Raw genomic sequence first — 12,336 nt, 5'->3', positions numbered from 1 at the left:
TGTGTGAGAACTCCAATGATACCTGATTTTTAAGTCTTGGTGTTTTTATTTTGTCATTTTTCTAAAGTGGCTAACTTGATTATAAAATTCGCCGTCAAAAAAATACCCAACTAGCTTAAAAAGTTAGTTGGGTATTGCTACGCTCATTGTCCCCCGACACTAAACGTAGTAGTGCTTAAAGTTGTATGCTTATATAATATTAAACTTAGTCCATATGGCGAATTCTTTGGTTAGGTGATAGAATACTTGTAATCCGCACCCCAAAGTTTTCGTTAATGACTACCACTTCACCAGTGGCAATTAATTTACCATTTAATTGAATTTCTAATGGTTCATCTGTTAATTTATCGAGTTCTACTACTGAACCTGTGCTAAGTGATAAAATATCACGAATCTTCTTTTGACTTCTTCCTAAAACAACACTAAGGTTTAAGGGAACATCCAAAATTAATTCTAAATTATCACCATCACCACGCCCGTTATCTTCCAAGGTCGGAAACTGGGGTTTATTAACCTCTTGCGCCGGCTGTTTAGCTTGTGCTTGAACTTTTTGTGGCTCAACTGACGTGGTACTTGCACTAGCTTGAATACTTGGTGCTGGTGCATTTGATATTGGTTCTTCACGTGGTTCTTCACGTGTTTCAACAACTGTTGCTTTATCCGACAACATTGCGTCAGCAATTTCATCCACCATATCCAATGAAAAAATTTGCATAATTTCACTTTCGATTAATCCTTCAACCGTTAGTGAAAATGAAATTTTAAAAATCTGTTCTTCACTATCAATTTTGGTGTACTCGACACTAACTGGTTCTTTCCATAACCGTACAGTGGGTGGTAAAATATCAACTTTCCGATTAATCATTGTTGACATTGATGTTGAGGCTGAGCCAATCATTTGATTCATGGCTTCAGCAACCGCGCTTAATTCAATTTCTGTAAATTCTTCACTTTGGGGTACCCCTTCGCCACCCATCATTAAATTAGCAATAATGTTAGCATCTTTAACATCAAGGACCATTAAGTTAGAGCCCAAAAGACCTTCTTTAAACTCAACAGTAGTGGCAACCTTAGGCGTTTCCATGCCATCAAGTAAATCAGCAAATTTAACTTTTGAAACCTTTGGTGTGGTAATGGTTACACGCCGATTTAAAATTGATGATAAAGTTGTGGCTGCTTGGGACATTGAAATGTTCCCAACTTCACCAATTATATCAAATAGTACTTGTTCATCTAGTTCATTTATTGCTGAAGTTTTAGTTGATGTTGGTGCTACTGCTTGTGTAGGTGCTGCACTAGCCGGTGTTGGCGTGCTAGCATCACCATTCATCAACGCATCAATTTCTTCTTGCGATAAGCTATCACTCATTCACTTTGTCCCCTTCTGATTTTTCCAATAATTCAACCGCAAACTGGCCGTTTTGTATACCTGGTTTTACTTGATAGTACGCCCGACCTTCAATGTACGTATCTAGCGTTGCTGTCGTTTTTCGATCAAGTTTAATGACATCCCCAACTTCTAATTCTAAGAAATCAGCGACATCCATTTCTGCTTCACCTAAGATTGCTTCTAGGGTTAAGTCAACACCATTTAAATTTCGTTTTAATTCCTGGGTTGCATTTTCATCAACATCTTCACTTGAATCAAACCAACTCCTAAAACTTAATTTATCAGCGATACCTTCGAAGAAAACATATGGAATACAAATATTGATAAACGAAGTTAGATCAAATATTTTCACTGTGATGGTAATTAAAATCACTGGTTCATTTGGCGACATATTTTGTAGCAACTGTGGATTAGTATCTACCCCATCAAAAACAGTGTCTAATTCGACAATATCTTGCCAAATATTTTGAAAATTTTCTCTAAACCCTTGCATAACTTCTTCTAAAATTGATAATTCAATTTCAGTAAATGACTCTTTATCCGCCACTGTCGTAGTAATCCCTTTACTACGTACCTCTAATCCACCACACATTAAATCAATTAATAAATTACATAGTTGAGGATTCATTTCAATCATTTGAGTCCCCTTTAATGGATTTGAGTGCATCAACCCTAATAGGGTAACTCGTGGAATTGAGTGGGTAAATTCGTCATAACTAATCTGTTCAATTGAAGCAAGCTGCATATTGACATTTGTTCTTAATTGAGTTGATAAAATATTACCACTCACCTTGGCAAAATCCTCAAAAAGCATATGCAAGGTATTTGTATACTCTTTAGAAAGCTTAGTTGGCCGTCTAAAATCATAGTCACGTACTTTTGAAGTATCAGTTACTTCTTGAATATCTTCCTGATCAATTTCACCATTATTCATGGCATTTAATAACTTATCAATCTCCTGTTGTGATAATACTTGATCCACACTTTGCCCCCATTACTAAAAAATTAAATGGTTAACATTAACAATGTTCGCTACAATCGCAGAAAATGCCACAACACCATCGTAGTAATCAGCATCTTCAGCATTAGCTAACTGAATATCTTCTTTATTAATGTCAACTACTTCGATAACTTCCTCAATCAATAATCCCTTACGGTCCTCACCTTGTTTCATAATCAAGATGTTTTTATTATCTGCCGCACTCGGTACATTGATTAATTCAGCTAAACCAATTACTGTCATGACTGTCCCACGCAAATTAATTAAACCTTTAACCCACTTGGGTGCTAATGGTACTGGCGTTATCGCCATTGTATCAACTACTTCTTCTACTGAATCAGCCGAAATTAAATATTTTTGCTGATTCATCGTAAATAGAATCATTTGCATATTGGTAACATCTCCTGCTTTTTATGATAATGCCTTGTCTAAAGCTTTAATTACCCGATCAGTGTCAAAGGGTTTAACAATAAAGTCAACGGCTCCTGACCGAATCGCATCCATGACCATTCCTTGTTGTCCCATCGCACTACACATAACCACCTTAGCATTTGGGTCAAATTCACGAATCATCTTCAGTGCGTCGAGACCATCTACCTCTGGCATCGTAATATCCATTGTAACCAAATCAGGCTTGGTACTTTGATATAATTCAAACGCTTCTTGACCATTTTGTGCTTCACCGGCCACCTCATAATCATTAGTTTCCAAAATATTCTTTAACTTCATCCGCATAAACACGGCATCATCTACAATCAAAACTTTCTTAGGCATCATCTTCCTCCTTAAATTCCTAACGCATCCAACATCTGTTCTAATACTCCGACTTGCGGAATGAAAAATAACGACGCATCGAGTCGCGCCTCTTCATAAATAAATTCATTACGGATCACCATAATTTGGTCATCATACTGATCGAGCGCCATATAGGTACTACTAATCACGGCCCCAAAGAAATCATATTGAACTTGGGGTAATGAAGCAATCAGTTGTTTATTAACTAAGTTTGCAATCGCATTTAAAAATGAATTAGTAATAATGTTAGTTAATTCATTCAATGCCGACCTTTTTAACTCTGGCAATAATTCACTATCACCAAGCATTAAGGTACTTAATTGATTTGCCGCTTGATCACCAAGAACGAATAAAAATGCTCCTGGTAAATCACCAATCACTTGACTAAACGTGGCATAAACTTCAGTATCATCGCTAATTATTTGTTGGTACAACGCTTGATACGTCAGAATCTTTATTTCTGGCACATGCATATTAATTGGTTTATTCACTAATTGGGAAATACTTGTGGCGGCATGACCACCACCAATATTCATAATCTCTTTTAAACCATCAAGTTGTAGCGCTGAATAGGTCATTATCGGCTCCCTTTTGCTTCATTACAAATGGCATTGACGTCTAAAATCAAAGCAATTGATCCGTTACCTAGAATCGTTGCGCCTTGATATTTATTTAATTTTTGCAACATCGGATCAATTTTTTTAATCACAATTTCTTGTTGCCCAATTAATTGATCGGCGAGAATCCCGTAGTACTTTTGATCAATATTGACAATAATCGCAAACCGGGTTGCTTGATCACTTTCATCCATTGCCAATAGGCGATCCGTTTTAATTATGGGAATCAAACTATTTTGGAATGCGTAAACCTCTCTAGTCCCAGTCGTTAAAATTTCATCTTTTTTAATCATGACTACTCGTTCAACGATATCCAATGGCATGGCAAAACTTTCCGTTCCAATTTTAACCATTAAGGCTTGAATAATCGATAATGTCAATGGTAATTTGATAATGAAGGTGGTCCCGATATTTAGCTCACTCTTCATTTCAAATGAACCACCAAGTTCGTTGATTTTAGCGACTACCGCATCTAAACCAACCCCACGCCCGGAAATATTCGTCACTTCTTTGGCTGTTGAAAAGCCGGGATGGAAAACTAAATTCTTAATTTCATCATCAGTCATCCCGTCAGTGCTAATCCCTTTACGTTCAGCACTGGCTTTTATTACCTTGGCATCAATCCCCTTACCATCGTCTTTAACCGTAATCAGCACCTTATTTCCTTCTTGGGTAGCTGACAAAATGATTTTACCTACGCGTGATTTGCCTTTAGCTTCACGATCAGCAGGCATTTCAACCCCATGATCAATCGAATTTCTAAATAAATGAATTAATGGTTCACTCAATTCTGAAACAACGGTTTTGTCTAATTCCGTTTCTTCCCCAATCACTTCTAAATCGATTTCTTTACCCAATTCGCGTGATAAATCACGCACCATCCGAGGAAAACGGTTGAAAACGACACTAACTTGTTGCATCCGGATCTTTAAAACTAAATCTTGTAACTCAGATGTTAAGCGTGATACTTGTTCGAGTGAATCGCGAATATCATCATTATTATTGCGCGCACTAGCATCTTCTAATTGGTTACGATAAACAACTAGTTCCGAAACAATGTTTAAAAATAAGTCCAAGCGATTTAAATCGACACGAATTGATTGATTACGCGCATTTTGATGCGGAACATTATTATGATGTTCCTCTTTTGGCGGTTCAACTTTTGTAACCGGCTTGGCAGTTGCCTCACTAGGTGTTGCACTAGGTGTGGTATTTGGCGTATCTGTCGTAACTGACTTTGGCGTTGTTGCTTGGCTAGCGGTGACTTGGTCTTTTACGGCCTGGCTAACCGGTGGGTGATCTGGGTCAAATTCTTGAATGATAACTTGATCAATTTCACTATTGCTATCAATATTATTTTGAACTTCTGCTAAATCATCTTTGGTTAAATAAACTAACGCAAAGTCCGTCTCAAAATTTCCATCTTCAAGCTCTTGTGTATCCGGTTCAACGTGTAAGACATCCCCTTCTTGTTCAAGCTTTTCCATAATCAAAAATACACGTGGTCCTTTTAACACGGAGTCTTTATCAATTCTAATGGCAATACTAAAGGCATTATAGCCATCCCCCATTGCTTGTCGAGCGACTTCAATATCAGCGTTTTCTAGGTTAGCAAAGGTCGCTTGTAGCGCACTATCGGGGGTCGAAGTACTTGGGGCAACGACCTTAGTAGCTCCAGTCACACTAGTTTCTACTTGATCTAGCTCAGCTAACAAATCATCGATTTGATCCATCGTTAAGTCTTTTTCTTCTCGCAAATCTTCTACCAACTGTGATAAGCGATCTAGACAGCGAAAAATTAATGAAATATAATCACTGTTTACTTTTAGTTTACCTGACTTAAATAAATCAAATACATTTTCCATTTTATGCGTTAACTTAGTCATGACATCATAACCCATCGTGGCTGACATTCCTTTTAGGGTATGGGCTGCCCGAAAGATTTCATTAACTAAGTCCATATTATCAGGTTCATTTTCCAACTCTAAAATATTATCATTCAATAATTGGAGATTATCATCACTTTCTTCAAAAAACAAACTGAGGTACGCACTATTATCATCCATCCGTAATTACTCCTTTCATTGTCCTATTTCTTCTTTTGATATATAAAGGCATCAATTTTAGTTAGCCCAAACTGCTCGGGATTATTAATTGTCTCGGTCGCACCCGTAAACAAAATTCCCCCAACCTCTAATGCCGCACTTAATTTTTGATAAACTTCATCTCGGGTTATTGGTGTAAAGTAAATTGTGACATTACGACAAACAATCACCTGACATTTTTTTTCATACGGATCACTTAGTAAATCATGTTGTTTAAAAGTAATTTTGCTCTTCAAACTGGAATCCACCTGATACATATCACCAACTTTAGTGAAATACTGATTAAGTTCATTGGCTGATAAGTTTCGTAAATCTTGGTGGCGATATAGGCCTTGCCGCGCCGTTGCTAAGATTGCTTGATCAATATCAGTTGCAACAATTTGAGCGTTAGCAATCTTTTTTTTATCTAAAATCATAGCTAGGGTATACGGTTCAGACCCAATTGAACAGGCTGCACTCCAAATTTTAATACGTTTAAACTGAGGCATAATGGTTTTGACTAAGTGTTCCTCCAATGAATCAAATAACTCTTTATTCCGATAAAAATCAGTCACATTAATCGTTAAGTGTTCTATAAAGGCTGCCCGTTGTTCATCATCATGCACTAGTAAATCAGCATATTCTTCCAGTGTTTTAGCCTTAGTAGTTGCTACTAAGTTTTGAATCCGGCGTTGCATTTGGCGTTGCTTATATGCATCCAAACGAATTCCTAAATTTTTTGCTACCCATGGATTAAAAAAATCAAAATTTAAATTCATTTATTCATCCTACAATCTGACTTATTTTCGTACCAATCATTGCTAGTGGTAATATTTCATTGACAACATTTTTTTCCACAGCGCTACGCGGCATCCCATAGACTGTACATGTCTCCTTATTTTGGGCTATGTTATAACCACCATGGTGATGCACTGTCACCATACCATCAGCCCCATCTTTACCCATACCGGTTAATAACACCGCGGTTAGTTTGGCTTGATATAAACTGGCTGCTGACTTGAAAAGATAATCGACAGCTGGCCTGGTCCCGTGTAATTTAGGGGCTTGATTTAACATAATCCGACCACGGTCTAAAGTCATGTGATAATCACCCGGACACAGATATACTCGATTTTGAATTAACATCCCGTCAGTGGCTTCAACAACTGTTACGGCCGCTTCTTGGTTCATTCTTTCCGCAAAGTGTTTTGTAAAGCCTTTTGGCATATGTTGGACAATAAAAATTGGTTTGCTTAGGTGGTTTGGTAATTGCTGAATAACACTAAGTAAGGCTTTGGGCCCACCGGTTGATGCCCCAATCACTACCGCTTGGGTATTCATGCGTAACTGTACCGCACTCATTGGTTCTAATAACCGCGGTGTTGGCTGATTGTTTTTAGAAATGGGCGCTGTTATCTTTGTCGTCTCAGTTAGTCCACTTGGTTGCACGCTTTTTATCTTTTCATAAAAATCACTAACCCACTCGGTTTCGATTGCCCGTAAATTAGTTGGTTTCTCAATGAAATCTAAGGCACCCGCTGCTAAAGCTTCAATCGTAATTTCTTGATTACTCAAGGCACTCAGCATAATAACTGGAATATTAAAAGTTTGTTTGATAATTTTTAACGCACTCAAACCGTCCATAACTGGCATTTCAACATCCATGACCACTAAATCCACTAACGTTTTATTTAACATTTCAATTGCATTTTTACCATTCCGAGCCGTACCACTGACCGTCACATCAGGCACTTGAGCTAATAAATCACTCAAAACTTTACGCATAAATGCTGAATCATCAACAATTAGGATTTTTATCATTATTCCCCCTTATATATGCACAACATCGTGATGTACGATGCGGACCGTCGTATCAAAATCAGCCGCTAAATCAACAATCATTGTACGACCGCTATTACCCCCAACATGTTTGGCAATTACTGGTATCCGCAAGTTTTTTAACACTGCTTCAACGGCTGTAATGTTTCGTTGCCCGATATTTAAACTGTTCGCTTGGCTTTGAAAATTAAACATATTAGCTCCACCAACAATTTTGGCTTTAAAGTGCCCATTGGGGGCTTGCTTTTTTAACTCGGCAACCATTTTTGGTAAAGCCGAATCAGCAAATTTAGCAATGTTTAGTGTCGTTTGATTAGTAAAAGCGGTACTATCAGGGAGCATGATATGACTAAGACCAGCAATTTTTGTTCGTTCATCATATACTAGCGTGCCAATACATGAACCCAACCCAACGGTAATTAATTTATTAGGGGCCTGTGTTATTTTATAATCGGCAATTTTAACTCTCACTTCGTCATTGATCATCACTATGCTTGCCTGCTAGAGCTGAATCTAAACCGTCCATGTTCCCTAACAGTTCTTCCTCTTCTGCATTATTGAACAAATATTCTAATTCCAAAGAAATTACAACTTCTTGTTCATACTTCAGGAATGAACCAATATAACCCCGTTTTAGGTTAGCTTTTGCCAATTGTTGTTCGTAATTAGTTTCCTCTAATTCAGATATTCCTAAAATATTTTCAACAAAAACACCTAAAAGCTGATCCTTCCATGAACATAGAATCACTTTAGTTTCAGTTGTATCAACGGTCGCTTCGCCAAATAGTTTTTGCCGTAAGTCAATAATTGGCACCATATGGTCTTCAAACTCATAAACACCTAAAATATAATCAGCTACTTCAGGAATCGTAATAAAGCTATCAACTTCTAAGACGCGTTTAACTACATTAATTGGCATCGCAAATAATTGACTATGGCTTTTAAAAAGTACGTATTGTCCCATGATTAACCACTCCTTTCTAATGAACTTTAAAATTAGCTACCTGAAACTGCAAGCTATCAGTTACATTAGCGATTTCTTGGGTATTATGTTCTAAGTTTGCCACAAATTCATAAAATTCATTCAACGTTTTAACTACATTTTGCGTACTATTTGCCGTTTGACTAGTTGTTTGTGAAATGGCAATAATCGCACTATTTACTAAATCTTTTTCCGCTACCACTTGATCAATTTGTGCTTGAATATTAGTTATGCTTGCCACTAAGGCTTTAATATTATTGGAAATATTATCAGCCGATACAATCGCTTGACTAACCGTTTTCGTTTGTTCTTGACTAGCTTTGTAGGAAGAATTTATCATTGCTGACATATTTTGCGATTTTTGTTGAATTGCATCCATAATTTCAGTGATGTTTTTAGTTGACTTACCACTTTGTTCGGCTAAATCACGCACCTCTTCCGCCACAATGGCAAATCCTTTCCCCGCTTCACCAGCACGCGCCGCTTCAATTGATGCATTCAAAGCTAATAAATTAGTTTGCTCAGATATGTCATTAATAAGCTTGACAATATGGCCAATACTTTGAATATCTTGATTCATATCATTCATATCGTTCACAATTTGTTGTTGTTGTGCTTGATCTTTATGCCAAGTTTCATTAACAAGACTCATTAATTGTGTGTTTTCTGCATTGTGGGCTTGCGTTTTTTGCGCATATTCATGCATCGTCGTCGCTTCTTGGTGCATTGTTTCAATATTATTAGCTAAGTTATCCATATCAGTAACTGTTTGTTGTGATTGGAGATCCTGACTATTAGTGGCATCTGAAATACTTTCAACACTACTTTGAGCATCCGTAATCGCCTCATTTGAAGCCTTACTAATTTTTTGCAATGTTGTAACCACATTATGCATACTTGCTAACTCACTTTGGGTGCTCATAATAATCGCCTGAAATAAATTAACAATTGCAATTATATCGGCCTCTTCTGGTGCTACTTGATCTTGTTTATACGGATTAAGGGCCGTTAAATCACCTTGTTTAACCTTGGCTAGCGTGCCAACAAATGGACTAGCCTTGGTACTAGTTGGTCGTTGTTTATAAAATACCCCCACCAAGACGATTTGAATCAGTAAAACGATAATTGTGTATATCCAGAAACCATGTTGCCCATTTTGATTTACTACGAAGAAATAGCAACCAAGCATTGTGAGCAATGTAATAATAAGGAATGGAAAACTAACACGCAAATAGGCCATGAACTTTTGCAAAAAACCTTTAATCATGATTATTTATCCTTTCTGCTTAATTAAGCAGGTTAATATATTTCGATTTGTTGCGGTAATTAAACAAAATCGTTATATAATAAATCGGTATTTTAGCGCTAAAATTAAGTTATTTACATCAAATGCTTGTATATATTACTAATCATTAAATTGATTCGTAATATTAAGCATCGTATCACTGGCCTGGGCCACACGCGTATTTAGCGCATATGCTCGTTGGGTAATCATCATATCGGTCATTTCATTAGCTAAACTAACCGTTGAGTTTTCTAACTTGTTTTGTAAAATAAGGCCATTGGCACCGCCAGCGGCAGTTTGCTGGATATTTGTGGCGTCCGTCGTATATAAATTTTGACCAACGGCAGATAACTGAGTTGGTTTAGTAACGTTATATAGATTAATTCGCCCAACTTGAATAACCTTATCTTGATTGTTAATAATGGAAACCTTACCGTCTTGGGCAATTTGTAACTTACCATTGGGCCACTTATTCGTAGGTAGGTTTTTGGTCATCGCAACGGTTGCCCCATTTTCCGTAACCAAATTCCCAGTCGCATCGCGTTTAAATGACCCGTCACGCGTCAACAATAATTGATTACCGACTCTAACACCAAAAAAACCACTTCCTTGAATTGCTAAGTCAGTATCTGCTGGTGCATCTGCTAAAGCACCTTGTTGTAAATTAATATTAGCTTGTTGGGTGCCCACACCCATGTTAATTCCGGTTTTACGGGCTTGTTTACTTAACCCAACTTCATTAGTTGTCGTTTGGTTATTTAGTAATTCTTCAAAATTTAAATCCCGTGCTTTAAACCCAGTTGTATTAACGTTGGCAATATTATTCCCAATTGTATCCATTTTCCGTTGAAAGCCATTTAACCCAGATCGACTAATATCTAACAAACTATTCATATTCATTTTTTATTTCTACTCCTACTGCACTGTCCCTAACTGATTAACTGCTTTATTGACGGTTTCATTAGTTGCACTTAGTACTTTTTGGTTAGCCTCATACTCACGGCCAGTCTGCATCAACGCCACCATTTCATCTGCTACTGAAACATTTGATTGCATAACAAAGCCACGTGTTATTTGGGCATTATTAATCGTTGTTGGTGCCGTGGTACTCGTATAATATGTATTTCCTTGACTGGTTAACGTCGTCGGATTAGCTAAATTAACTATTTTAAACTTTGGGACCTGTTTGGTTGCTTGGACCGGCTGGTTATTTTGATTTAAAACCTGATAACCATCTTGCGTTACATATTGATTATTATCATTAACCGTAAACTGTCCGTTTCGGGTATAGCCTAACTGACCATTTGCCATTCTCACTGTAAAAAAGCCTGTGCCATTGGTCGCAAAATCATTGGTTTGATCAGTTTCTTTTAATGGCCCTGCTGCCATATTAATATAGCTACCATCAATTTGATTACCAAAGATAAATTGGCCGATATTATGGCGTTGATTGGCATTAGCCCCTGCTTGATAATTATGAAGACCAACGCTTTTAAGTGTTGATTGAAATAATTCCTTATCTAAATAGCCATTCGTATTAACGTTTGCCATATTAGCACTAATATTTTCTTGGCGTTTTTGTAAAATATCAATGTTACGATTTAATGTATCAAAGCCCCTAATCATTGTCTTTCCTCACTAATCAACTGTTTTAATTTTGCAATTGAGCGACCATGCAGTTGCGACACCCGCGCAATAGAGATATCTAAAATGGTAGCAATCTCTTTTAACGTTACTTCTTCTTTATAATACAGACTTAAAATTAGTTGCTCGCGTTTTGATAATTTTTGAATTGCTTGCTCCAATAATGTCTTTTGCACATCAATCATCAATAGTTGTTCACCATTAAGGTTTTGCGTATCTTCAATGGTCTCACTCAACGGACTACCTTCGTCATACTGCGTTTTCCCAAACAAAGTTCCTTCAAGCGAAACATTTGCTAAAAACTGCATACAATCATAGATTTCAGCTAATTGTTTTAACGTAATACCCATTTTTTTACTGATTTCAAGGTCACTAGCATCCCGCTTTAAATGATTTTCCAACTCTTGTTTCGCACGATAGTACTCATTAACCATTGCCATACGTGTTCGTGAAATGCGTGAATGCTTCCGTACTTCATCAATAATGGCCCCTTTAATGCGAATCGTTGCATAACCTTCAAATGGTACCTTTTTGGTTTCATCAAATTTTTGTAAAGCATCCATTAAACCAATCACACCAATATTATATAAATCATCATATTCATATTCTGTACTCTTAACCGATATTCTTCGTGCCACCCGTTCAACTAGTGGTAAATATTTTATAATTTTATCCTCTAGGTTTAACTCATACATGCCCA

Annotated in this window: 14 protein-coding genes; all 14 read right to left on the bottom strand. The window is 37.0% G+C overall.

From position 1 onward, the window contains the following. Positions 1-205: 205 nt before the first annotated feature. The 14 genes from fliY to JOC59_RS07145 all read right to left on the bottom strand — a co-directional run bounded on the left by fliY (position 206) and on the right by JOC59_RS07145 (position 12,331). On the bottom strand, positions 206-1,369 hold the full coding sequence (gene fliY / locus JOC59_RS07210; RefSeq protein WP_205144127.1) for a flagellar motor switch phosphatase FliY: 1,164 nt from the start codon (positions 1,367-1,369) through the stop codon (positions 206-208). Continuing rightward, positions 1,362-2,372, bottom strand: a complete 1,011-nt coding sequence (fliM, locus tag JOC59_RS07205) for a flagellar motor switch protein FliM (RefSeq protein WP_205144126.1) — start codon at positions 2,370-2,372, stop codon at positions 1,362-1,364. The genes fliY and fliM overlap by 8 nt, the downstream gene beginning before the upstream one ends. Positions 2,373-2,387: 15 nt before the next feature. Continuing rightward, complete coding sequence (locus JOC59_RS07200; protein WP_205144125.1) at positions 2,388-2,780, bottom strand: chemotaxis protein CheW; 393 nt, start codon at positions 2,778-2,780, stop codon at positions 2,388-2,390. Between the two features lie 21 nt (positions 2,781-2,801). Continuing rightward, positions 2,802-3,164 carry a response regulator gene (locus JOC59_RS07195; protein WP_205144124.1) on the bottom strand — a complete coding sequence of 121 codons (363 nt, stop codon included), beginning with the start codon at positions 3,162-3,164 and terminating at the stop codon, positions 2,802-2,804. Positions 3,165-3,175: 11 nt separating this feature from the next. Beyond that, positions 3,176-3,763, bottom strand: a complete 588-nt coding sequence (locus tag JOC59_RS07190; RefSeq protein ID WP_205144123.1) for a chemotaxis protein CheC — start codon at positions 3,761-3,763, stop codon at positions 3,176-3,178. Then, on the bottom strand, positions 3,763-5,868 hold the full coding sequence (locus tag JOC59_RS07185) for a chemotaxis protein CheA (RefSeq protein WP_205144122.1): 2,106 nt from the start codon (positions 5,866-5,868) through the stop codon (positions 3,763-3,765). Before JOC59_RS07185 ends, JOC59_RS07190 begins: the two co-directional genes overlap by 1 nt. 23 nt (positions 5,869-5,891) lie before the next feature. Further along, positions 5,892-6,665 (bottom strand): CheR family methyltransferase, encoded by a 774-nt coding sequence (locus JOC59_RS07180; protein WP_205144121.1) that lies wholly within the window; start codon positions 6,663-6,665, stop codon positions 5,892-5,894. A 4-nt stretch (positions 6,666-6,669) separates the two neighbouring features. Continuing rightward, positions 6,670-7,707: a chemotaxis-specific protein-glutamate methyltransferase CheB gene (cheB, locus tag JOC59_RS07175; protein ID WP_205144120.1), complete on the bottom strand. Its 1,038-nt coding sequence runs from the start codon at positions 7,705-7,707 to the stop codon at positions 6,670-6,672. A 9-nt stretch (positions 7,708-7,716) separates the two neighbouring features. Then, positions 7,717-8,211 carry a chemotaxis protein CheD gene (locus tag JOC59_RS07170; RefSeq protein ID WP_205144119.1) on the bottom strand — a complete coding sequence of 165 codons (495 nt, stop codon included), beginning with the start codon at positions 8,209-8,211 and terminating at the stop codon, positions 7,717-7,719. Then, positions 8,201-8,689: a chemotaxis protein CheW gene (locus JOC59_RS07165; protein ID WP_205144118.1), complete on the bottom strand. Its 489-nt coding sequence runs from the start codon at positions 8,687-8,689 to the stop codon at positions 8,201-8,203. The genes JOC59_RS07170 and JOC59_RS07165 overlap by 11 nt, the downstream gene beginning before the upstream one ends. Positions 8,690-8,705: 16 nt before the next feature. Further along, on the bottom strand, positions 8,706-9,974 hold the full coding sequence (locus tag JOC59_RS07160; RefSeq protein ID WP_205144117.1) for a methyl-accepting chemotaxis protein: 1,269 nt from the start codon (positions 9,972-9,974) through the stop codon (positions 8,706-8,708). 138 nt (positions 9,975-10,112) lie between these two features. Beyond that, positions 10,113-10,892, bottom strand: a complete 780-nt coding sequence (locus tag JOC59_RS07155; RefSeq protein ID WP_205144116.1) for a flagellar hook-basal body protein — start codon at positions 10,890-10,892, stop codon at positions 10,113-10,115. A 15-nt stretch (positions 10,893-10,907) separates the two neighbouring features. Continuing rightward, positions 10,908-11,618, bottom strand: a complete 711-nt coding sequence (locus tag JOC59_RS07150; RefSeq protein ID WP_205144115.1) for a flagellar hook-basal body protein — start codon at positions 11,616-11,618, stop codon at positions 10,908-10,910. After that, positions 11,615-12,331, bottom strand: a complete 717-nt coding sequence (locus JOC59_RS07145) for a sigma-70 family RNA polymerase sigma factor (RefSeq protein WP_205144114.1) — start codon at positions 12,329-12,331, stop codon at positions 11,615-11,617. Before JOC59_RS07145 ends, JOC59_RS07150 begins: the two co-directional genes overlap by 4 nt. Positions 12,332-12,336: the final 5 nt, after the last annotated feature.

The sequence above is a fragment of the Periweissella beninensis genome, from assembly GCF_016908275.1.
In the GTDB taxonomy this organism is placed as follows: Bacteria; Bacillota; Bacilli; order Lactobacillales; family Lactobacillaceae; genus Periweissella; species Periweissella beninensis.
Note: the sequence above shows the minus strand (reverse complement) of the source record. Positions and strands in the feature narration are given on the sequence as shown.